This window comes from Curtobacterium sp. MCSS17_005 (assembly GCF_003234225.2).
In the GTDB taxonomy this organism is placed as follows: domain Bacteria; phylum Actinomycetota; class Actinomycetes; order Actinomycetales; family Microbacteriaceae; genus Curtobacterium; species Curtobacterium flaccumfaciens.
The window spans coordinates 190284-213166 of the sequence record NZ_CP126258.1 but is presented as its reverse complement, the minus strand read 5'-3'; the positions used below and the strand labels follow the sequence as shown (position 1 = coordinate 213166).

20 protein-coding genes, 1 tRNA gene and 1 pseudogene are annotated in these 22883 nt (G+C 69.6%); 18 read left to right on the top strand and 4 right to left on the bottom strand.

Features of this window, described 5'->3' with window-relative positions; all coding sequences use genetic code 11:
* Window positions 1–13 precede the first annotated feature (13 nt).
* The 14 genes from DEJ20_RS01055 (at window position 14) to DEJ20_RS00990 (ending at window position 13943) form a co-directional block, all read left to right on the top strand.
* A complete protein-coding gene (locus tag DEJ20_RS01055; protein ID WP_111234373.1) occupies window positions 14–853 on the top strand; it encodes an urea amidolyase associated protein UAAP1 in 840 nt (279 codons plus the stop codon).
* Window positions 853–1557 carry an urea amidolyase associated protein UAAP2 gene (locus tag DEJ20_RS01050; RefSeq protein ID WP_111234374.1) on the top strand — a complete coding sequence of 235 codons (705 nt, stop codon included), beginning with the start codon at window positions 853–855 and terminating at the stop codon, window positions 1555–1557. The genes DEJ20_RS01055 and DEJ20_RS01050 overlap by 1 nt, the downstream gene beginning before the upstream one ends.
* Window positions 1554–5255 (top strand): urea carboxylase, encoded by a 3702-nt coding sequence (uca, locus tag DEJ20_RS01045; protein WP_502866591.1) that lies wholly within the window; start codon window positions 1554–1556, stop codon window positions 5253–5255. Before DEJ20_RS01050 ends, uca begins: the two co-directional genes overlap by 4 nt.
* A complete protein-coding gene (gene atzF / locus DEJ20_RS01040) occupies window positions 5252–7018 on the top strand; it encodes an allophanate hydrolase (RefSeq protein ID WP_111234375.1) in 1767 nt (588 codons plus the stop codon). Before uca ends, atzF begins: the two co-directional genes overlap by 4 nt.
* 26 nt (window positions 7019–7044) lie before the next feature.
* Window positions 7045–7737 carry a TetR/AcrR family transcriptional regulator gene (locus tag DEJ20_RS01035; protein ID WP_111234376.1) on the top strand — a complete coding sequence of 231 codons (693 nt, stop codon included), beginning with the start codon at window positions 7045–7047 and terminating at the stop codon, window positions 7735–7737.
* Window positions 7738–7808: 71 nt separating this feature from the next.
* Complete coding sequence (locus DEJ20_RS01030) at window positions 7809–8402, top strand: biotin transporter BioY (protein ID WP_111234377.1); 594 nt, start codon at window positions 7809–7811, stop codon at window positions 8400–8402.
* A gap of 85 nt (window positions 8403–8487) precedes the next feature.
* Window positions 8488–9069, top strand: coding sequence for a hypothetical protein (locus DEJ20_RS01025; RefSeq protein ID WP_111234378.1), 582 nt, complete (start codon window positions 8488–8490; stop codon window positions 9067–9069).
* The gene (locus DEJ20_RS01020) at window positions 9066–9596 is read left to right on the top strand and encodes a DUF6611 family protein (protein WP_111234379.1); all 531 of its coding nucleotides are present in this window, start codon (window positions 9066–9068) and stop codon (window positions 9594–9596) included. The genes DEJ20_RS01025 and DEJ20_RS01020 overlap by 4 nt, the downstream gene beginning before the upstream one ends.
* Window positions 9597–9645: 49 nt before the next feature.
* Window positions 9646–9987 (top strand): hypothetical protein, encoded by a 342-nt coding sequence (locus DEJ20_RS01015; RefSeq protein WP_111234380.1) that lies wholly within the window; start codon window positions 9646–9648, stop codon window positions 9985–9987.
* Window positions 9988–10091: 104 nt separating this feature from the next.
* Window positions 10092–10685 (top strand): TetR/AcrR family transcriptional regulator, encoded by a 594-nt coding sequence (locus DEJ20_RS01010; RefSeq protein WP_111234381.1) that lies wholly within the window; start codon window positions 10092–10094, stop codon window positions 10683–10685.
* 26 nt (window positions 10686–10711) lie between these two features.
* Window positions 10712–11425 (top strand): NADPH-dependent F420 reductase, encoded by a 714-nt coding sequence (locus DEJ20_RS01005; protein ID WP_111234382.1) that lies wholly within the window; start codon window positions 10712–10714, stop codon window positions 11423–11425.
* Window positions 11426–11577: 152 nt separating this feature from the next.
* A complete protein-coding gene (locus DEJ20_RS01000) occupies window positions 11578–12093 on the top strand; it encodes a hypothetical protein (protein ID WP_111234383.1) in 516 nt (171 codons plus the stop codon).
* Between the two features lie 478 nt (window positions 12094–12571).
* Window positions 12572–13222, top strand: coding sequence for a hypothetical protein (locus DEJ20_RS00995; protein WP_111234384.1), 651 nt, complete (start codon window positions 12572–12574; stop codon window positions 13220–13222).
* A 511-nt stretch (window positions 13223–13733) separates the two neighbouring features.
* Window positions 13734–13943 (top strand): hypothetical protein, encoded by a 210-nt coding sequence (locus DEJ20_RS00990; RefSeq protein WP_111234385.1) that lies wholly within the window; start codon window positions 13734–13736, stop codon window positions 13941–13943.
* A 175-nt stretch (window positions 13944–14118) separates the two neighbouring features.
* Here DEJ20_RS00990 and DEJ20_RS00985 read toward each other — a convergent pair whose 3' ends face one another.
* Window positions 14119–17091, bottom strand: a complete 2973-nt coding sequence (locus tag DEJ20_RS00985; RefSeq protein ID WP_111234386.1) for a hypothetical protein — start codon at window positions 17089–17091, stop codon at window positions 14119–14121.
* 879 nt (window positions 17092–17970) lie between these two features.
* The gene (locus DEJ20_RS00980; RefSeq protein WP_111234387.1) at window positions 17971–18222 is read right to left on the bottom strand and encodes a hypothetical protein; all 252 of its coding nucleotides are present in this window, start codon (window positions 18220–18222) and stop codon (window positions 17971–17973) included.
* 89 nt (window positions 18223–18311) lie between these two features.
* Between DEJ20_RS00980 and DEJ20_RS18055 the strand changes: the two are divergent.
* Together DEJ20_RS18055 and DEJ20_RS00975 are read left to right on the top strand one after the other, a co-directional pair.
* Window positions 18312–18773 (top strand): annotated as a pseudogene (locus DEJ20_RS18055) (DUF2332 family protein); the annotation flags it as partial.
* Between the two features lie 13 nt (window positions 18774–18786).
* Complete coding sequence (locus tag DEJ20_RS00975; protein WP_258377073.1) at window positions 18787–19335, top strand: DUF2332 family protein; 549 nt, start codon at window positions 18787–18789, stop codon at window positions 19333–19335.
* Window positions 19336–19441: 106 nt separating this feature from the next.
* Here the strand turns inward: DEJ20_RS00975 and DEJ20_RS00970 are convergent, their stop codons facing one another.
* Complete coding sequence (locus tag DEJ20_RS00970; protein WP_111234388.1) at window positions 19442–20035, bottom strand: hypothetical protein; 594 nt, start codon at window positions 20033–20035, stop codon at window positions 19442–19444.
* A 231-nt stretch (window positions 20036–20266) separates the two neighbouring features.
* Window positions 20267–20356 (bottom strand) — tRNA-Ser (locus DEJ20_RS00965).
* Window positions 20357–20499: 143 nt separating this feature from the next.
* Between DEJ20_RS00965 and DEJ20_RS00960 the strand changes: the two genes are divergently transcribed.
* Window positions 20500–21507: an SGNH/GDSL hydrolase family protein gene (locus DEJ20_RS00960; RefSeq protein ID WP_220034959.1), complete on the top strand. Its 1008-nt coding sequence runs from the start codon at window positions 20500–20502 to the stop codon at window positions 21505–21507.
* Between the two features lie 10 nt (window positions 21508–21517).
* Window positions 21518–22879 carry a DNA repair protein RadA gene (gene radA / locus DEJ20_RS00955; protein ID WP_027467076.1) on the top strand — a complete coding sequence of 454 codons (1362 nt, stop codon included), beginning with the start codon at window positions 21518–21520 and terminating at the stop codon, window positions 22877–22879.
* The last annotated feature ends 4 nt before the right edge of the window (window positions 22880–22883 follow it).

The window sequence follows — 22883 nt, the reverse complement described above, 5'->3', positions numbered from 1 at the left end:
CGGAAGGAACCCCATGCGCGACCTCCACCAGACCGACAGCGTGCTCGCCTCCCGGTCCGACGCACGCGCCCAGGCCGGCTCGCAGTCCGAGTACATGCCGTACCTGCCGGCGTCGTCGTCGCCGTTCGCCCCCGAGGGCGTCGACCCCGCGCAGCTCGTCTGGGCCGAGACGGTGGCACCGGGCGGGTACACGCACAAGGTGCTGGCCCGCGGGTCACGGCTGCGGTTCGACGACCCGACGGGCGAGGCCTGCGCCAACCTGCTGGTGTTCAACGCGCTCGAACCGTGGGAGCGGCTCAACGTCGCCGACACCCAGAAGATCCCGTGGCAGGCGTACCTGGGCCAGGGTTCGCCCCTGCTGAGCGGGGACGGTCGGGCACTGGCGACGGTGCTCGAGGACACCTCGGGGCACCACGACGCGTTCTGCGGCACCTCGACCGACGCCTGGAACGAGCGGAAGTACGGCGACGCGGCACCCGAGGGGCGCACCCCGAGCGGTCGGTCGCTGTTCGCGAAGGCCGCCGCCAAGCACGGGCTCACCAAGCGGGACCTGCCGCCGAGCATCTCGTTCTTCCAGGGCGTGCGGATCGACGCCGAGGGGGCGATGACCTTCACCGGTTCGGCCGGCGCGGGCACCCACGTCACGCTCGTCGCCGAGCTGCCGCTGCTCGTGCTGGTCGCGAACGTCGCGCACCCGATCGACCCGCGCCCGGACTACCTGGTCGGACCACTGCGGGTGCACGCCTGGCGCGGGGCCCCGACGACCGCGGCCGACGAGCGGTTCACCGCGACGCCGGAGCTCACCCGCGCCTACCTGAACTCGATCGACTACGCGGAAGCCCGAGGCCTGTGATGACCGACACGACGACCCAAACCCCCACCTCCCCCGTCCCGGTCGGAGCCGTCCACGACCCGGACGTCGCCCTCGACTGGAGCGAGTCCCTGGTGCCGGGCGCCGTGGTCCGCGACGACCGGGTCGCCCCGCTGGCGCCGTGGTCCGCCGTGGTCCGCGCCGGCGAGGTACTCACCATCGTCGACGTCGGCGGCAACCAGAGCGCCGACTGCCTGCTCTACGACGCCCACGACCCCGACGAGCGGTACAGCGTGCCGGACACCCTCGCCGCGCAGGGCAACGCGTACGTCCGGACCGGCACCGTCCTGATGTCGAACGAGGGCCACCCGCTGATGACCGTCGTCGCGAACGAGATCGACCGGCAGGACACCATCGGCGGCGCGTGCTCGAAGGAGTCGAACACCCTGCGGTACGGGCACCACACCCAGTACCAGCACGGCTGCCGCGAGAACTTCCTGGCCGAGGCCGGCCGCCACGGACTCGGTGCCCGCGACATCGTGTCGAACCTCAACTGGTTCATGAACGTGCCGGTCGAGGCCGACGGCGCCCTCGGGATCGTCGACGGCATGAGCGCCCCCGGCAAGCGGGTCGCGATCCGGGCCGAGCGGGACGTGCTCGTCGTCGTCTCGAACTGCCCGCAGATGAACAACCCCTGCAACGACTTCTCCTGCACACCGCTGCGCATGATCGTGGTCCAGCCGTGACCGCCGCGCCCGACCCCACCGGGACCGCCACCGTGAACCAGACCCCCGCCCTCAGCCCCGACACCGTCCTCGTCGCGAACCGCGGTGAGATCGCCCGCCGCATCATCCGGTCCGCCAAGGCACTCGGCATGCGCACCGTCGCCGTCTACTCGGACGCCGACCGCGCGGCACCCCACGTCCGCGAGGCCGACACCGCCGTCCGGCTCGGACCCGCACCCGCCCGCGACTCGTACCTGCGCATCGACGCGGTGGTGCAGGCCGCGAAGGACACCGGCGCCGGACTCGTGCACCCCGGTTACGGGTTCCTGTCCGAGAACACCGACTTCGCCCGGGCCTGCGAGGACGCCGGCATCCGGTTCGTCGGGCCCACCGCCGACCAGATCGTCCGGTTCGGCGCGAAGCACACCGCCCGCGAGCTGGCCGCCGCCGCAGGGGTCCCGATGCTCGCCGGCACCGGACTGCTCGCCAGCGTCGACGACGCCGTGGCCGAGGCCGAGCGCATCGGGCTGCCCGTCATGCTCAAGGCCACCGGGGGTGGCGGCGGGATCGGCATGCAGGCGTGCTCCACCCTCGACGAGGTCCGCGAGGCCTACACGAGCGTCGTCCGCCTGGCGACCGCGAACTTCGGGTCGGCCGGCATCTTCCTCGAGCGGCTCGTACGGCCCGCCCGGCACGTCGAGGTCCAGCTCTTCGGCGACGGCGAGGGTCGCGTCGCGGTGATCGGCGACCGCGACTGCTCTCTGCAGCGCCGCAACCAGAAGGTCATCGAGGAGGCCCCGGCACCGGCGCTCCCCGAGCACGTCCGCTCCGAGCTGCACGCGTCCGCCCGCCGCCTGGCCGAGAGCGTCGGGTACCGAAGCGCCGGCACCGCCGAGTTCGTCTACGACCCGCTGCGCGAAGAGGCGTCGTTCCTCGAGGTGAACACCCGCCTGCAGGTCGAGCACCCCGTCACCGAGGAAGTGTTCGGCGTCGACCTCGTCGAGCTCATGCTCCGTCTGGCCCGCGACGGTGCGGCCGGCATCGACCCCGACGTGTTCGACCGCACCTGGACCCCGAACGGCCACGCCGTCGAGGCGCGCGTCTACGCCGAGGACCCGGCGAAGGGCTCGCTGCCCTCCAGCGGCCTCGTCACCCAGGCCGTGTTCCCGAGCGCGACCACGGCATCCGGCGAGCGCACCGGCATCCGCGTCGACGGCTGGGTCGAGACCGGATCCGAGGTGTCCGCGTTCTACGACCCGATGCTCGCCAAGGTGATCGCCACCGGGGAGACCCGCGACGACGCCCTCGACCTGCTGCGCGACGGGCTCGCGGCCACCCGCATCGACGGCATCGTCACGAACGCCGGGCTGCTCCGCGCGCTGACCGACGACCTCGAGCTCCGCACCGCCACGCACTCCACCTCGACGCTCGACGCGACCGAGGACCCGGACCCGCGCATCGACGTCGTCGCCCCCGGCACGATGACGATGATCCAGGACCTGCCGGGTCGGGTCGGGTACTGGCAGGTGGGCGTCCCGCCGAGCGGCCCGTTCGACGCGGCGTCCTTCGCCGAGGCGAACCGCGCCGTGGGCAACCCGGACGGCGCTCCCGCGCTCGAGGTCACCGCCACCGGCCCGACGCTCCGGTTCTCGGCCGCCGCGGTGGTCGCGCTCACAGGTGCGCCGGCACCGGTGACTCTCGACGGCGAACCCGTGGCCCTGTGGGAGCCCGTCGAGGTCGGCGCCGGCCAGACCCTGGCGATCGGCACGGCCCCCGGGCCGGGACTCCGGTCCTACCTGGCCGTCCGCGGCGGGTTCGACGTCCCCACCTACCTCGGCTCGACGGCGACCTTCACGCTCGGCGGCTTCGGCGGCCACGCCGGTCGTGCTCTGCTCGCCGGCGACGTCCTGCGCCCGGGCTCCCCGGACTCGGACGCCCCGCACCCGGCGTTCCCGTCCGGTACCCGTCTGGGCCTGGTCGGCGGTCCGACCCCGGCCGACCGCCGCACCGCGCTGACCGACGCGTGGGAGATCGCCGTCACCGAGGGGCCGCACGCGGCACCGGACTTCTTCACCCGCGCCGACCTCGACGTCTTCTACGCCACCGACTACGCCGTGCACCACAACTCGGCGCGCACCGGCATCCGGCTCATCGGGCCGCGGCCGGAGTGGGCCCGGACCGACGGCGGCGAGGCCGGTCTGCACCCGTCGAACATCCACGACACCCCGTACGCCGTCGGTGCGATCGACTTCACCGGGGACACCCCGATCATCCTCGGACCGGACGGGCCGTCGCTCGGCGGCTTCGTCTGCCCCGCCGTGGTCGCCAGCGGCGACCTGTGGAAGCTGGGCCAGCTGCGACCGGGTGACACGGTCCGGTTCGTCCCCGTCCGCGAAGCCGACGCCGCCGCGCTCGACGCGCACCGGGCCTCCAGGACGGTGCCGCGCACCGGAGGCGACGGCGACGATGGTGTGATCGCCCGCCTGGACGCGACCGACGTGCGGCCGAGCGTCGCGTACCGACGCGACGGCGACGACAACGTGCTCGTGGAGTACGGCGACATGACGCTCGACATCGCGCTGCGGATGCGCGTGCACGCGCTCATGACGAAGCTGCAGGAGCACACGCCGAAGGGGATCCTCGACATCACGCCGGGCATCCGCGCGCTGCAGGTGCACACCGACGCGTCCGTGCTCAAGGCGCGCGACGTGGCGGGGCTGCTCCGCGAGCTCGAGGACGAGATCCCGCCGACCGACCAGCTCGTCGTGCCGTCGCGCACCGTGAAGCTGCCGCTGTCGTGGGACGACCCGGCCACCCGCCTGGCGATCGAGCGGTACATGAACGGCGTCCGGAACGATGCCCCGTGGACGCCGTGGAACATCGAGTTCATCCGTCGCATCAACGGGCTCGAGAGCGTCGACGACGTCTTCCGCACCGTGTTCGACGCGAGCTACCTGGTGCTCGGCCTGGGCGACGTGTACCTCGGCGCCCCGGTCGCGACCCCGCTCGACCCCCGGCACCGCCTGGTCACGACGAAGTACAACCCGGCCCGCACCTGGACCGCCGAGAACTCCGTCGGCATCGGCGGCGCGTACCTGTGCATCTACGGCATGGAGGGTCCGGGCGGCTACCAGTTCGTCGGCCGCACCGTGCAGATCTGGAACCGGTTCCGCCGCGGCGGGCTGTTCCAGGAGAACCCGTGGGCGCTGCGGTTCTTCGACCGGATCGAGTGGTACCCGGTCGGTGCCGACGAGCTGCTCGAGCTGCGCGCCGAGACGGACGCGGGGCGGGGTTCGTTCGAGACCGCCGAGGGCGAGTTCTCGATCGCGTCGTACAACCGGTTCCTGGCCGACAACGCCGGGTCCATCGCCGACTTCCGGGCGCAGCAGGCGCAGGCGTTCGGCGAGGAGAAGGAGCGGTGGCGGGCATCGGGCGAGTTCGACGTCCGGGACGAACCGGCCGCCGTGGTGGCCGACGCCGTGACCGTGCCCGAGGGGTCGACCGCCGTGTACGCCCCCTTCACCTCGACCGTGTGGCAGGTGGACGTCCGCCCGGGTGACCGGGTGGACGAGGGACAGAAGCTGCTGGCCGTGGAGGCGATGAAGATGGAGTCGATGGTGCACGCACCCGTTCCGGGCCACGTGCTCGAGGTGTACATCAAGCCGGGCGACCAGGTCGCGCCGGGCCAGGTCCTCGCCGCGATCGGAGCGGCAGCGTGAGCGGGGCCGTCGCGGCGAGCGCCGGCCCGACCGCCGCCACGACGTCCGCCGCCCGCGTCCGTGGCGCCTTCGCCCGCATCGACGCCGTCGACCGGCCCGAGGTCTGGATCACCCTGCGCGACCGTGCCGACGTGCTGGCCGAGGCCGAAGCCGTCGACCCGACGCTGCCCCTGGCCGGCCTGCTGTTCGCCGTGAAGGACAACATCGACGTCGCCGGACTGCCCACCACCGCAGCCGCCCGCTCCTACGCACACGACCCCGCCGCCGACGCCACCGCCGTCGCCCGGCTCCGCGCCGCCGGAGCGGTCGTCGTCGGCAAGACGAACCTCGACCAGTTCGCCACCGGCCTGGTCGGCACCCGCTCACCGTTCGGCGCGGTCCGGAACGCCTGGGACCCGACGCGGATCTCCGGCGGCTCGTCGAGCGGCTCCGCCACGGCGGTCGCCCTGGGCATCGTCGACTTCGCGCTCGGCACCGACACCGCCGGGTCCGGCCGGGTGCCCGCCGCGCTCGGCAACCTGGTCGGGGTGAAGCCGACGAAGGGGCTCGTGCCGAACACCGGGGTCGTCCCCGCCTGCCGGTCGCAGGACTGCGTCACGGTGTTCGCCCGGTCGCTCGACCTGGCGCGCACGGCGGCCGAGCTGATGGCCGGTCCGGACGGCGTCGACCCGCTCGCGCGGCCCGACCTCGCCCTCGCCGACCTGCCGGCCGTCCCGCGCATCGCGGTGCCGCTGCCGTCGCAGCTCGAGGGGCTCGCACCCGGCTGGGCCGAGGCGTTCGCCGCGGCCGTCGACCGGTTCCGTGCGCTCGGACACCAGGTGGTCGAGGTCGACATCGCACCCCTGCTCGACGCCGCGTCGCTGCTCTACGACGGCGCCTTCGTCGCCGAACGGTACGCGGCCGTGGGCGCCCACATCGAGGCCCACCGCGACGAGGTCGGTGCCGACCTCGACCCGTCGGTCGCCGCGATCGTGCTCGGTGGCGCACGACCGACCGCCGCGGAGCTCTTCGCCGACCAGGAACGACTCGACGCGTTCGGGTCAGCGGGTCGCGCAGCACTCGAGGGCACGACCGCCCTGCTCACCCCGACGACGACGTGGCACCCGACGCTCGAGCAGGTCGCGGCCGACCCGATCGGCGCGAACAGCCGGATGGGTCGGTACACGAACTTCGCGAACCTGCTCGACATGGCCTCGCTCGCCGTGCCCGCCGGCTTCGTCGACGGCCTGCCGTTCGGCGTCATGCTCACCGGCCCGGCGTTCAGCGACCGGCGCCTGGCGGCGTTGGCCGCCGCGTTCGCCGCCCCGACCGTCGACCTGCTGGTCGTCGGGGCACACCTGCGCGGGCAGCCGCTGAACGGGCAGCTGGTCGCGTCCGGCGGATCGTTCGTCCGGGAGGCCCGCACCGCGTCCGACTACCGGCTGTACGCCCTCGACACGGTGCCGCCCAAGCCCGGGTTGGTCCGCGTGGGTCCGGTCGCGTCCGGCGCTGCTGCGCCGGGGTCGGGTTCGGGCTCCGGCTCGGGCTCGGGCTCGGGCTCGGGCTCGGGCTCGGGCTCGGGCATCGTCGGGGAGGTCTGGCGCCTGCCCGCCGCCGGCTTCGGCACCTTCGTCGCAGCCCTGCCGGCACCGATGGCGATCGGCACCGTGGCGCTCGACGACGGCACCGAGGTCACCGGGTTCCTGGTCGAGCCGTTCGCGGTCGAGGGCGCCGAGGACATCACCCACCACGGCGGCTGGCGCGCGTACCGGGAGCAGTCGTGACGGACACCGGCTGTCAGGATGGGGGCATGACCCCCGACGACCGGCCCGTGCGCCCCGGCCGACCGCGGGTCGTGCCGAACGCCGACTCCGCGCTGAGCCCACGCGACCAGATCCTCGACGCCGCCGCCGCGCTGTTCGTCGAGAACGGCATCAGCGCGACCTCGACCCGGGCGATCGCCGAACGGGTCGGGATCCGGCAGGCCTCGCTGTACTACCACTTCGCCGGCAAGGACGACATGCTCGTCGAGCTGCTCACGACCTCGGTGCGCCCGAGCCTCGAGCTGGTCCGCGGCCTCGAGCAGCTCGTGCCGGAGTCGGCCTCGGCCGCCGGGGCCCTCGCCGCGCTGGTCGTCGCCGACGTGGACACCCTCGCCCGTACGCCGCACAACATCGGCACGCTGTACCTGCTGCCCGAGGTGCAGGGCGAGCGCTACGACGGGTTCCGGGCCGAGCGCGTCGAACTGCAGGAGGCCTACGGGCGCCTCGGCTCGCGCGCTGCCGCCCCGGACGTCGCCGCCGCTGTCTCGCCGTCGCGCCTCGGTGCCGTGCTCATCCAGATCACCGAGACCGTCATCCAGCTCCGCCGGTCCGGCCCCGTGCAGGACGCCGACCGCGACGCCCTCGTCGCGACCTGCCTGCGCGCCTGCGGCCTCGGCACCGCCGCCGTGGAGGGGGCCCGGCGCGACGCCGAGTCCCTGCTGGCCGCCGTCGCGGTCTGACCCCTCCGCCTCCCCAGCTCCTTCTCCCCCAGCTCCGTCTCCCCAGCTCCTTCTCCCCAGCGAGGAACACCATGACCACGATCACCCCCGCCGCACACCGTCCGCTCGCCGACGCCCTGCTCCCCCGTACCGCCGTCGGCAGCACCGCCCTGGTCCTCGGCGGCGCGCTGCTGACCGCCGGTGCCGCGCAGGTGTCCGTGCCGATCTGGCCCGTCCCGATCACCGGGCAGACCCTGGCCGTGCTGCTCGTCGGCAGTGCCCTCGGTGCCCGTCGCGGTGCCCTGTCGATGCTCGTCTACGCGCTGCTCGGTGTCGTCGGGCTGCCGGTCTTCGCGGACGGTTCGGCCGGGGTCGGCGTGCTCGTCGGCCCCTCGGGCGGGTACATCGTCGGCTTCGTCGCCGCCGCGGCCCTGGTCGGTTGGGTCGCCGAACGCTTCGGCGACCGCCCGTTGCAGAACGCGCTGCTGTCCTTCGCCCTCGGCACCGTCGTCACCTTCGTCGCCGGGATGGCCTGGCTCGCGGTGGCACTCGGCCTCGACCTGCAGCAGACCCTGCAGTTCGGGCTCTACCCGTTCGTCCTCGGTGGTGTGGTGAAGACCCTGATCGGCGCCGGCGTGATCTCCCTCGGGTGGACCGCGGCACTTCGCTCGGCCACCCGCCGGTGAGCGCTCCGTCAGGACTCCGCCCCCGGCCGTAGGGGTTCCGTCAGGAGGCCTTCCGCGCTGCTCGAGCGCGCGAGAGCGTGAGGTCGTGACACTGACTGCGATCATGCCGACGCTCCGCGCGTCGCTCCCCGATCCGATGGACCCCTTCCTCTGGCCGGCCCACACCGTCGCGACCACCGACGACCTGCTGGTCTCGGCGATCTCGATGGTCCGGCTCGCCGACCTCACCGGCACCCCGACCGTGCACACCGCCGAGCAGTCCCCGCCCCGGTACCGCCCGCGCGGCTGGGCACCCCGCGACGTCAGCGTCGCCGTCGCGTCGGTCACCCGTGTGCGGCGACCGCGCACCGGGGTGGTGCTCCTGGAACTGGACGCGGTCCTGCCGACCTGCGCCGTGCTCGACCAGGTGCGCCTGATCGGACGCCGGAGCACCGCTCCCCTCGCCCCGATGTACGTCGTCACCCGCTGTGACGGTCAGGCCGACGGTCCGTTCCACCGCCTCCCGGCTCCGTTGCCCGCCGACGTCCGCGAAGGCGACCTCGTCTGCTTCCCGTGCCTGGCGACCGTCCGGCACCGCGACGTCGTCGAGCCGGTCCGGGCGGAACTCGAGCCGGTCCGCGCCGACCTCGCGCCGGTGCGCGCGGAACTCGCGCCGGCGGATCGATGACCACGGCGCTGCCGGTCCGCACCCGGCTGCTCGACGGCACCCACCTGTGGGGCCGGTACACGATCCGACCCGTCGGGCGGACGCTGTGGAGTTCGCGGACCCTCGTCGTGTTCCCGCCCGGCACGACCACCGGCGAGCGCCTGCTGCTGCGTGCCTGGCACGTCTGGCCGGCCGTCGGGGCGGTCGTCGCCCTCGCTGCCCTGGTGCTCGCCGTCTCGGTCCCCGCCGTCGGCACGACCACCGCGCTGCTCGTCTACGGCGGCGGCTTCGCGGTCCTCGCCCGCGCCACCCGCGCGCTGCGACCACGGGTGCGGTCCGTCACCGTGACGACGTTCCTGGGCGACGGCCGCCGCGAGGTCCACGGCGACGAACGTCTGCTCACCGGCTCCCTGGACGCGCTGTCGATCCTGGAGCAGGCGCTCCGGGCCGACCGCATCCGCCCCGTCGACTTCGAGCTGATCTGGGCGGACGTGTGGAACGCCCTGGAATCCCCGGACCCGGACCACCGCGTGCAGCGGTCAACCTGAAGCCCGCTCTCGCGCCGCGCGTTTGTATGGGTTCGGGAAGGAGCACGCGATGAAGCACATCCACTACGACGGCACCACGATCCTGGTCGGTGACGACGTCGCCGATGCCGTGATCGAGTACGCCGCGGCCCTCGCAGGCGGGGACCGAGCGGACACCGTCGACGTGCCCGCCGTCGCCGGCGACGGGACGATGACCACCACGAAGATCCTCATCGGGCCCTCGAGCGAGATCGTCATCGAGGACGCGGAGGAGGACGAACTCGAGATGGACAACGGGGAGTTCGTCGGGCGGCTGCGCGCCGCCGCGAAGACCTTCGGGCACAGCGAGCCGATCCACGCGAACACGCGGACGGACCTGGCGGACGCGGCGGAGGCTGCCGAGGAGTCCTGACGCCCGGGCGTCGCGCTGCAGCGTCGAAACGGAGAGGGTCTCCTGTACTGTGGTGCTTCCGGAGAGCTTCTCCGGTTCCCGACGCCACAGCCTGGAGGCCCGCCATGCCCGAGCAGACCGCTCCCGCCGGGCGCGCACCGCGCGCTGACGCGCTGCGGAACCGGGACCACATCCTGCGGGTCGCCGAGCGCGCGTTCGCCGAGCACGGCGTGACCGGCTCGCTCGACGCGATCGCCAAGCAGGCCGGCGTCGGCGCCGGCACCCTGTACCGGCACTTCCCCACGCGCGAGGCCCTGCTCGCCGAGCTCCTCGCCGCGCGCGACGAACACCTGGTGGCCCGTCGCGAAGCACTGCGTGACGGCTCCGTGGACGCCGCCGACGCCCTGCACGGCTGGCTCGACGCGGTCACCGAGTGGGCCGGCACGTTCGACGGACTGCCCGAACCGCTCCGCGCCGCCGCGTCGTCCGACTCGTCGCCGCTCGCCCTGACGTGCCAGGGGTTCATCACCACCACGGACGAGTTCCTCCGCGCCGCCCAGCGTTCCGGTCGTGCGCGTGCCGACGTCCGCGCGCGGGACCTGTTCCTCGCTGCCCTGGCCACCAGCTGGGTCCGGGGTGCCGCGATGGCCGACGACTCGTCGTCCGCCGCGCTCTCCGCCCTGTCGCGGCGCGGCTGGGAAGCCCCGGTCCTCCCTTGACATCCACCTCCCTGAAAGGGCACCACATGAACCGCATCGGCATCATCGGCAGCGGAGCCATCGGCACCGCGATCGCACGCCTGGCCGTCGCCGCCGACCTCGACGTCCTCATCGCGAACTCGCGCGGCCCCGAGTCGCTGCAGGACCTCGTCGCCGAGCTCGGCCCGCACGCCCAGGCCGGCACCGTGCGACAGGCCGTCGAGTTCGGTGACGTGCCCGTCCTCGCGATCCCGCTCACCGCCTACCCGGCACTCGCCCCCGACCTCGACGCCTTCGCCGGGCGGACCGTGCTGTCGACGGGCAACTACTACCCCGGTCGCGACGGCCGGATCAAGCAGCTCGACACCCTCGCGACGACCACGGCGGAGTACGAGCAGACGCTCCTGCCCGGCACGCGGATCGTCAAGGCGTTCAACAACATCGTCGCGCACCACATCCCGAACCTCGTGGGCTCCACGCCCCGCACCGCACTGCCGATCGCGGGCGACGACGAGCAGGCCAAGGCCGTCGTCGCCGAGCTCGTGCAGCTGCTCGGGTTCGACACCGTGGACGCCGGGAGCCTGGCCGAGTCGTGGCGCTTCGAGCCGGAGTCCGGGGCGTACACGGGGATCTACGCGGCGAGTGCCGAGGGGTTCGTGGCGGACTACCTGGCCGATCTGGGAGCACCATTGCCCGCCGAGCGGCTGCGGGCCATACTGGCGGTGTCGCACCGGGCGGATGTGGCGAACCGGCAGTTCTGACGATCGCAGCTCCAGGGGGACCCTTGCGACGACGAAACCATCAGCTCCTCACTGCAGCGGCGGGCGTGGTGTGCATCGCCGTGGTCACCGGCTTGTCCGCATGTGCCGCGCCTGGGGGTGCCTCTGGGCCGGAGCCCGATGCGCTGAGCGCAGTGCGAGCGGAGACCATCCTCGACGCGAGTGCCGATCAGGCATGGCAGCTGGTCGTGTCCCGTCATCCGGGGCTCGAGCGGCCGGCGGTCGACCGCGTCCGGACCGTCTCGCACGCCGACTGGGCCCCGACGCAGGAACGCTGCATGACCGCCGCGGGGTTCCCGCAGGCGAAGGCGATGCCCGACGCGAGCCTTTCCTCCGGACAAGTCCCGGCGGAACAGTCCGAGCCGTTCGCGGTCGCTGAGTACACGTGCGGGGCCGAGTACCCCATGGCCGCGAAGTACCAGACTGCCTTCAACGAGTCCCAGCTGGAGTGGCTCTACCGCTACTCCACGGGCGAGCTCACGAAGTGCCTGCAGGACCGCGGCATCTCGGTGGAGCGTGGCCCGAGCGAGCAGGAGTTCGTCGACAGCGACGGGGCGTGGTCGCCGTACCGGTCGGTCGATCTGCCGCAGTCCCAGTACTACGAGCTCGTCACCGCCTGCCCGGAGATACCCGACTCGATATACGGCTGAGCGGCTCGGGAACGATCGGCGCCGAACAACGACAAGGTCCCCTGGTTAAACCGAGGGCCCTTCATCGTGTTGCTGGCGCTACCGATGGGATTTGAACCCATTGACGTGCCATTGAGCGTTCTGGAACCCACGTTCGATCGCCGTAAAGACGGCCCTTCGGTGACGACTCGAGCCCCCTGCAGCCCACCCCCGCCACGTCGTGGTGCACCAAAATGCACCACGACTTCGCCAACTGCCGCCAGTTGCCAGCACTGTGCGGCACGGACGACGTCGGTCTCTTCACGCCCTCAGGGCAAGTGGTGACAACAGCTACAGGGCCGCTCGGACGGCTAAGCGAATGCCCGTTTGCGGTCGATGTCGACCGCTGTGACCGCTGCGCCGGCGCCCTCGCCTTTGCGCCGACGTGGCCGCCGCCGGACTGAACTCCAGCTGGACCGATAAATCTGATTATGTGAGTTCATATGGTTACAGTTGTGCCATGAGCGCGCCTGCTGGCTTCGATTGGTCGTGGATCCCAGGGACGGTCGCCGCAGCGACCAGCATGATCGTTGCGATCGATGTTGGTCGGCGCGCGGAGCGGCGCGAGAAAGCCACAGCGGACCGCGAGGAGCGTCGACTCACGGACGAGAAGCACGATCGCCGGCGGCAGCTTGAGCGAGAAGCCGTGCTGCGCCTAGTCAAGCTCTTTCGTGAAGCCCGCCGGGGCACCATTGCGCCCGATGAAGTCGATGTCGCGAAGATACCTGTCAGCGAGGATGACTTCCGTTTAGTTGAATATCGCCGAGGATTCGACGACATGTTCGCCGATTGGTGGCGACAGGCCGCCGATCTGAGCGTCGACGTTGAACTTATCACCGACGAACCTACGCGCAACGCGATCCGATTGTGCGTTATGGCAATCAGCCGCGCGGACACGATCTCAAGGATTGGCGGCTGGGGGGATTCCCGAGAGATCACACGTAATGTCTCCGAGACCGCATTCGACGTCCTCGGTTTCTGGCTCCGAGAGGATAAGATGGACGAAAGCACGCGACGAAGTGTGGACTCCGTCGGAGCCATGGTGAAGGCGCACACCGAGTATGAGCGCGACCTGTTCAACGTCAATCGCCGCCCCGATCCGACCACATGACTTCCTCAGACCCAGGGGCACGGTGGTCGACGCCGGTGCAGCGCTCGCATTCAGGCCAGCGATTTAGCAACCCTGTCGGACGCAAGTAATGGCCAATAGTTTATCTTATGTCAGATTACGCTTCGGGTTCCAGGCTCGCCGTCTCCGCTTCACCACCTCTCCCTCGTCGACGCAGCTTGCGGAGGCCGGTCGAGCGCGTAGCGTTTGACGCCGCCCTCACCGGGCATTTTCGCGCGACACGTATACGGGAATCCCCTGGTCAAGTAGGGAGCGCCTGAGTTGTCGTGGTTGTCGGTGCCGGAACGTGTAGCGATGGACGACCGGCTTACGGGACGGAATCCTCGGCCCGTGAGTATTGTCCATACAGACAAGCGCGAACGCTTCTGCATCGCGCGCAGCGAGAGGATCTGATGTTCACTGGCGTGGGGTTCGAGCCCATCCCTACAGCGATCGTTGCAGTCATTGGGGTCGCGATCATCATCGTGATGATCGTCCGAGCGAAACGGCGACGATGATGCGCTCGATCGCCATCACGCTCTTCATCATCGGCGCAGTGCCGTTCGCGAGCGGCATCGTCTACTACCTCATCGACTACAAGCGAACTGGCAAGCTCTACCGCAAGAAGCTCCCGTGGTTCCCGATCATCATCACCGGTTGGGCGCTCTGCGCCGCTGGCGTGTTGACCGGCCTCATCGGCACCAGCGGACAAGGGTTCGCATGACTACGGCAGCGGCAGAATCGTTCTGACGCTGTCGCCGCACCGAACCACGTGGGCCAGGCCGCGAGCGAGCGCCAAGCTGTCTCGCTGATCGATCCTCCTCCGGGCAGGGTGCCAATAACGCAACGAGCTGCACCAGAGCGACAACGGCAGCTCTGCGGCAAACTAACGGCGGAGGTCACCGCGGATTCGCTTCCAGCATCGGGTTTAGCCATCCGTCACGGAGACTGGTGCTGAAGGAATTTCGTCGCCCGAGCTTGTGCAGAAGCGGAGCCAAGGTGGGATGTAGGCGAACTCCTCGCTTGCTGGCCGTCGGCGCAGTATGCCGAAGGATGAAGAGTGCGCTTTCCTGCTCGGCGGCGTCGCCCTGAATCAAGTCCTTCACCAGTCCGACAATGCCGTCCGGATCGGACGCGAACTGGTAGCCCACCGCAACATGGGTGGTGGAACGGAGAATACGAAAGAACTGAAGCGGCCAAGCGCGATGGTCCAGCCACCGGGCGCGCTGCAGTGCCCGGTACGCCAGTAGCGGCGACAGGTCGGCCGCTACTGACGATGCCATGGCGTCAGCAAGATGCGCAGGGAATGGTGCTCGGTCGTCTCGTCGCCCTTGGTCAGGGGTGAAAGGGACGTCGTCGGGCTGATCAAGGGGAGTGTTGCGGAAGAACTCACAGACCTCGGCAAGAGTTTCCGTGGTGCCAGCAGAAGCCACCGTTGTCCGCACCCAAGTGCGAGCGTATTCGCGCGCGGAGAGTGTGCGCTCGGAACGCTCAGCGAGCCGGAGGAGCAAGCGTCGGTCCTCGGCAGTCGCGACGTCTTCAACTTGCATGCCATGTCGAATAAACGCTCGCATAAGAGGATGCAGTCCGTTCCTGCCGATGATGGCGAAGCCGTCACCACCCCTGACCACGCTCATCCGGTCAGCGAAGCTCCAACTGTCGTCATCCGACCGAAGGCACAAACGAAGCAGTAGATACACCTCGTGCGGCGTGCGTCGGACATCCTCCGACGCGGAAGGTGTCCCGTTCGTCGTCATCGTAAGCGCTCGCGGCAACGCTCCCACGACTGAACGGTGCACTTCATCTCCGAGGAGGAGCGCGGCCGCCCAGATGCCCGCCGGATCGATTGCGGGTGAGGTCACTATCCGGTTCAGCAGCTTTTCGCATCGAGTTGCGTATGCCGAGGTCCAGGGCAGGGAGCCGACGAGGTGCATCAGCACAGCTTCGGCGAATTCTGGCTGGCACCTGCGCAGGAACGTTTGCACGGTTGTCGCGGCCTGAAGCGGTGCAATCTTCACGCCGAGATGGCCTGCCATCCTGCGAGCAACCCCAACGGCCCACAAGGCTGGGCTTCTCATGTCGATCCGTCCCTCCGGAGCGATGGCAAGCAGGTGAGCTTCGTTGAATACCTCAAGCGCGCGGGTCATGGCCTCACGAGGCAGCGGGCCGAGGTCGTCACTGGGATCCGCTGACACGGCTGCTGCGGCACTGAGAACAGCTGCCGTGGATACTGACTTGCCGCCCGTTGACGCGAACATTCCTTCGATGACACGGCGGAGCTGCACGCATGCGGCGAACTCTTCGTCCCCGACTGCGAGTCGTCGGAGGACAGCGGACCAGAAGGACTCCTCGAACGACGCCGCGGCGACGCCCAGACCGCGGACCGCATCGATGTGCAACCAGGCGTTGAGTGGAAAGTCGAGGAGTTCGGCACGGGCGACTGTCTCGGTTGCTGCGTCGCCGTTTAGCTCTCGCTCGACGATGCGAGACCCGATGCGGCGAGCAACGGTGGAAACGTCCAGGTCGAGCCACCCCGCGAGCAATCCGTCAGCGGCATCGGAGGGCGGCGCGCTCGTGAATTCCTGCCAATCCACGTCTTCATTGAGCACTCGGTCAAGCCGTGCGCTGTCCACCGACAGAACCCAACGAAGTTGGTCGGCGGCTGTGCTGTCGGCGACGGTCTGAATCAGATCCTCAAGGTCGGAACGCACCGGAACGAACCGATCGAGGTTCTCAACGACGACCAGACCGACGGCATCGGAAGCCTGCAACACGGCCGTGAAGTCATCGATGATTTGTACCGGTCGTCCAAGGGCCTGCCCGGCTTCCTGCAGAAACGCCTCCAAGAACGACCGGCCCGACTGCGGCAGCAGGCGCAGGATGACCACGTCTGGCGCGCCCACATCGGCGGCCAACTCCGCTGCCATCTCGCCTACAAGCCGGCTCTTGCCGGATCCCCACCGGCCGGTGAGCAACACCGCGGTCCGGAACGTTGGATTGCGAATCTGGATAGTCAGCCAGGCGGCCGCTCGTCGGGCGATCATACGGGCGTCGTCGTCGAGTAGCTCCGCCACCGACAGGATGAGGGCAGTGTTGCGCCGCAGGACGGAACGTACCGCGGCGTAAGGACCTTCCAACGGCAACGACCGAAGCTGATTGGCTTCAGCGACACGCCCGCCCCGCATCGCGACGTCCGCGAGGGTGTCGAGCTGGCGTGTTACCTCGACGCGCCACTGGTCTGCCGGACGCAACTGTTCGCGCAGGCAGGTTGCGAGCGAGTTGTCGAAGTCGCGTTCGCGATGCGCCGATAGCAGCGCTTCAGCCCTCGCCGACGTATGCCTGCTCAGCGCACGTCGCATCTCCACACCGGCCTGCTCCACAAACCTTCGTTGTTCGACCGCGCGGTCCCTCGCATGGAGCGTCTCGCGGTACATCCCGCGATTGGTTGCTTCGTGGAGACGCTCTCGAAAATCCGGTTCGTCCAACAGCGCTTCGAGCACCCCATCGAGTACTCGGTGGGCGATAAGTAGTTGCGCATCTCCCTGGGGGTGATGCCCGAGGATCGCGTCGCTGAGAGCCGAGATGTTGGGAAGGTGCCGAGCGGCAAGCTCGGCTAGCTCCTCCGGGGACGCCACGGCTTCAAATGCGGTTTCGACGCCGCTGAGGAGCTCATTCTCTGGCACTTTCTCTGCAGCTGCCCATGCGGTGAGCGACTTCGCTGCGACTTCCGCGGCTCGCCTCGCCTGCCGTTCCGAGCTGCGGCTCGCTTCGGACCAGAGGTCTAGACCTCCCTGCGCCGCCGTGAGCCAGTTCGCGCTCGCGAGCTCCAGTCCGATCTTTACGAGATCGACGGTAATATCCTTGCGGTTCATACTTGCCTCGCTCGATATCGGCCGGAGAGTGTCGAATCATTAGTGCTCCCCTATGTCTCGGAAGACCCTGTGGAGACCGTACTTCTTATTGCCTTCCCGAACCAGAGCAAAACTGGGTTGCTTCAGCAGGAACGTCGTCGTCCCAGCTTCAGGCAAGCGCTCCCGCCAGGCGTGAGGACGGATCCGGCGATTCGGATTCGAGTACCGAGCCGGCCGCGCCCTGGCGCAAACGGACTGGTGCTGCGGCCGAGGTTTCTGATGGCCGCGTCCCTGATCCAACAGGGTCTTGTAGATCGTTTCGTGCGACATGTGCATCGCCGGCCGATCAGGCGATAGCCGTTGGTTCACCGGTCACCGCGTCTGTAACGCGCCAGCAGCTAGACGGCTGCGTACCCTTCAGTCGTGCGCACTTTCGAGAGAGACCTTCGGCCTCGGAGGAACGGGACGATCGTGGCCTCAGGTCCTGGTCGGCGTGCTGAGCGGCGCCTTCGTCCTGGCCGGGATCGCTGTGATCGCTGGCAACGCGCCGTCCGGTAACTCGACCGCGATGTGGATCGGAGGTGGAGTGATCCTGATTGGCTCGTCTGCTGGGGTGCCGGCTTCTTCTTGGTCGTTCGAGCAGCCAGACGCAAATCGCGAAACCCGTCTTGATAACCGATGGGTCATCGAACGCCGCTGTTGACGACCTCCGACATCGCCCGCAGCGAAGTGAGGCCTACGGACCCGGCCCGGCTTGAACGGGCAGCCACCCTCGCCATGCTGCGGGCAGGACGCACCCTTACCGGGTAGATGCGCCTTGGGCGGGTTCCCGTGAAGGTTACCGTCCCTCAGCGCCCGGTCATTGTCTCGATGGACGATCGCCTATCGGGAAGAGTCGGATCACCGTGCGGGAGCGAGAACCCGCTCCGCGTGATCAGCGATCCGGTCACTGATGTCCGACGCCGTATCGCTGCTGATCGCGGCGGAACGCTGCTGCAGCGCGCGCATCAACCACAACACACCAACGTCAACATCGCGCGCAGTCGTCGCCTTCCGCGCGCAGACGGCGGCGTCCGCTCGTTCGAGTACAGCTCGCTGCCGATGAGCTTGGGCGTCAGCTCGGCCGACGTCGTAGATCTCTTGCCAGTTCATGCAGCACCTCCAATCAGGTCGCTGCTTCAGCGGAAGCTCCGCTGCACCCATGGTGCGCCACCACGAGGGCATGCGGTAGGGGTGGCGTGATGAGACGGCGCCCCACGACCGAATCAGGAAGCCACGAGACGCCGCCAGCGACGCAACCGCCATCGGCGAGCCATGATTCCTTCGGTCAGCACGTTTTCGGATCCGAGGGGCAACGGTCTACTCGGTGGCGGGAAGCTTGTTCGGTCGTAGGTCTCGTCGTGCGCGTCCTGGTCAAGGCATGGAAGGTTCGGCCCGTCGCCGCGTCGTTCCACCGAGTGCTCTGGCTGGCGGTTCTCGCCCTGTGGTCACCGATGTGCTGGAGCGGCAGCTTGCACCGCCAGCGATCGAACGTGCTGGCGCAAGTGGATGTCGTGGTCATCGCCCAGTTTTCGGAGCATCGGCCGGTGCGGATGGGATCGGCCATTGAGACGCCACCAGCGTTAGGGCCGATCGCGCTGCTCGAGGTCGGAGCGTCCGCAGGGTTGTGCTTGTACCCGGACAGGTACGCCTACCGCTTCATCACCGAGCGGGGAGTTGACGAACTGGCACCGGCAGATGGCAGCTCGGTCGTGCTCGAAACTGGAGCTGCGCGGGCGTTCGGCTCCGACGCGTCTGCCGGAGGTCGTCTGGCGGGCCGCCATCGATCTGAACCCTCTCGATGTCGCCGACCCGGTGTCCCTGGAGTGGCTGGAAACGCTTGTATGGCCCGAGCACGACGACCGCCGCCGGAACCTGCACGCGGCCGCATCCGTCGTCGCGGCGGAACGGCCGCTGCTCGTGGCCGATGACCTGAACGAGGCGTTCGAGGAGGTCGCCGCGCAAGCGCGAGCGGACGCGACGTTGGTTGTCTTCCACAGCGCCGTACTCGTGTACCTGAGCCCGGACGCGCGTGAGTCGTTCGTCGGTAGGGTGCGCGCGAGCGGTGCTGTGTGGATCAGTAACGAGGGCAAGTCGGTACTGCCTGAGCGTGTGACGCAACTACCGGCAGGCACCGAGAACGGAACGGTCCTGGCGGTCAACGGCACACCCGTTGCCATCGTTGGCCCACACGGTCAGTTCTTCCACGTTCTCGGCGACTCCTGATCGGACAACAGCCCGGCGTGCCCGTTGATGGATCGATTTTCGGACGGGACGACCGTGCCTAGGGCAGACCCCATGGCTCAGGGTCGTCGGTACGGCGCGGGCCTGGTCAGCGGGCCGTGCCGAGCGCAGACTCAATCCGACTGATCGTCCGGCGCATCGCGTACTCGTCCTGTGCCGGCTGGTCGTCGGCCACCCACAGGTGAACAGCTCCGGGCCCCAACGTTCTGGGTGCTAGGTGAACCACCATCCCCCATCGGTACGCGACGCCGCGCGGCGTGGGCTCGCTGAACACATCGAAGTTGAGCACCTCCGAACGGAGGGCGATCGGTGTCCCCTGCCCGTCGTTACGCGTCGACCAGCTCGTGATCCCCGTCCGGTCGAAACCGAGGTCGTACGGGAACCAGACGCGCAGCCTCGGGCTCCAAGCCGTGAGGTCGGCGGCCGTCGATTCTGTCGCGTGTGCGGTGACGTACACGGTGCCGGGATGGGTCTCGGCCTTCTGCTGTAAGCGCGCCCGCCGGCGGTGGTTGACCTCGGTGGTGACGCAGGCGACGCCGAACCCGAACGTGATGAGAATGCCGAGACGGAGCTCGGTGGACAGGGCCCGTCCCTCGTCGGTGCCGATCAAGACCGCGAGGACGATCGTCGCGGCGCCGAAGACGACGGTGATGGCGGCGAAGAGGATCGTCGACGGGCGCACGGCTCGACAATGCCAGAACCCGAGGTGCGGTGGATGCTCACACCGTCACAGTTAGCACTGAGTGGGACGGTTGGGGCACCTGATGCACCAGCCCGGGACGAACGCTGGTCGACCAACCTGTCGAAGAGGCGGCAGCCACGGTCGGAGTGGTGCGCCAAGGAGAGTGCACCAGAGATGCACCAGGGACGCTCCTCGAAACAAGAAAACCCCCGCGTGAACGGGGGTTTTCTGTGGCGGTACCGGTGGGATTTGAACCCACGGTGGAGTTGCCCCCACACATGTTTTCGAGACATGATCCTTCGGCCGCTCGGACACGGTACCGGGAAAGAGTTTACACGATCCGGGAGGCCCGTGATGACACCCTGGGTCGACTCCCCCTCCACAGGCGGTCACCTGCAGGGCTCTCCCCACACCCACAGGTCCTCCTCGTCTCCGGCAAGACCGGCGGGCGTACCGTCCACGGCATGAGATCCCGCACGCTCATCGCACTCCTCACCTCCGTCGTCGGCAGCCTCGGCGTCGTCGGCGCCGCAGCCGTCGGTGCCCGCGCCGGCGTGAAGGGTCAACGGGCAGCGGCGCAACGGGTCGTCGATATGCTCCCGATCCACGCCGACTGGTGGCGGGAACGACAGCAGCACGAGGGGCAGCTGCTCTACGTGGCGATCGGTGACTCGGCAGCGCAGGGCGTCGGTGCGACCGCACCCGGACGCGGCTACGTGGGGCTGCTCGCACGGCGCATCCGGCACCGTTCCCACATGTCGGTGCGGGTGGTGAACCTCAGCGTCTCCGGCTCGACCACGTGGGGTGCGAAGCGTGACCAGCTGCCGAAGCTCCGGCACTACGCGCCCGATGTCTGCACGGTCTCGATCGGGGCGAACGACATCGCCGACTTCGACCCGGACAAGTTCGAGCGGAACATCCGGGCTATCTACGGCGCGGTGCCCTCGCACGCCGTGGTGGCCGAGCTGCCGTGCATGTTCGTGCCGGACCGGGAGCGCAAGGTGGCGGTGGTGAACGAGATCGTGCACCGGGTGGCCGACGAGTTCGGGCTGACGGTGGCGCCGCTGCACACCATCACGAAGCGGGTCGGGCTCCGCCGCACCTTCTTCAACAGCTACGGCGACCTGTTCCACCCGAACGACCGCGGCTACGAGATCTGGGCGAGCGCGTTCGAGCCGGCGGTCGACGCGCGCGTCGACACCGTGGCGGCGATCCGGCACTACCTGTCCGTGCGTGAGGCCGAGAACCTCGGTCGCGAAGCCGGGGCGGTCGCGAACGCCCGCGCCGAGCAGGACACCGACGGCGCCGAGGCACTCGACCATGCTTCGCGCCAGGGGCCCGGGCCGGTCGAGCGCCTGCGCCACCGGATGACGGGATCGATCGCGGTGCCCGACGACCGAGACGAGTCGGACGAACACAGCGGACCAGACGAGCCGGGCGACCACCCCGGTGATGTCGGCCGTACGGCCTAGCCTCGACGACATGGCGCGCCCGCAGTCCCTCTACCGTTGCACCGAGTGCGGCTGGACCAGCATCAAGTGGGTCGGCCGGTGCGGTGAGTGCCAGACCTGGGGCACCGTCGAAGACAGCTCCGCGGCGTCAGCGAGCACCCGGGGCACGTCAGCGGTCGCCGTCACCGGTGCCCGCGCCGCGCGACCGATCACCGAAGCCCGCGGCACCTCGGTGCAGCGCTGGCAGACGGGCATCGGCGAGTTCGACCGCGTCCTCGGCGGCGGCGTGGTGCCGGGTGCGGCGGTCCTCCTCAGCGGCGAGCCGGGTGTCGGCAAGTCCACCCTGCTGCTCGAGGTCGCCTCCCGAGCCGCAGCCTCGGGCAAGCGCGTCCTCTACGTCAGCGCCGAAGAGTCCGTCGACCAGGTCCGACTCCGTGCCGAACGCACCGGGGCGATGCACGACGACCTGTACCTGGCGAGCGAGGTCGACCTCGGCGTGATCATCGGCCAGATCGACCAGGTCCAGCCCGACCTGCTCATCGCCGACTCCGTGCAGACCATCTCGTCGAGCTCGATCGACGGCATCGCGGGTGGCACGTCCCAGGTGCGCGAGGTCGCCTCGACCCTGATCCGCATCGCGAAGGACCGCGCCCTGCCCGTCCTCATCGTCGGCCACGTCACGAAGGACGGCACGATCGCCGGCCCGCGGCTCCTGGAGCACCTGGTCGACGTCGTCTGCCACTTCGAGGGCGACCGGCAGACCGCGCTGCGCTTCGTCCGGGCGCTCAAGAACCGCTTCGGCCCCACCGACGAGGTCGGGTGCTTCGACATGGGCGGCGACGGCATCCACGAGGTCCCCGACCCGAGCGGCCTCTTCATGTCGAAGAACGCCACCCCGGTGTCCGGCACCTGCGTCACCGTCGCACTCGAGGGGCGTCGGGCGCTGCCGGTCGAGGTGCAGGCCCTCATCGTCCCGAGTTCGGCGCCACAGCCACGCCGGGTCGTGAACGGTGTCGATGCCTCGCGTGTGGCGATGCTGCTCGCGGTGCTCGAACGCCGCGCCGGCCTCAAGCTGTCCGACGCCGACGTCTACGTGTCCACGGTGGGCGGCATGAAGCTCACGGAGCCCGGCGCCGACCTGGCGATCGCACTGGCCCTCGCGAGCGCCGCACGAGACCGTCCGTACCCGCACACGCTCGCGGCCGTCGGGGAGATCAGCCTCGCCGGCGAGATCCGTCCGGCCACGGGCACGAAGCAACGCGTGAACGAGGCCACCCGCCTCGGGTTCACGACGGTGCTCGGCTCGGACTCCGGGCACCTGCGCGAGGCCCTGCGTGTGGCGTTCTCGATGACGCAGTCCCCGCGCGAACGCGAGCTCGACCGCGCGTTCTGAGGCG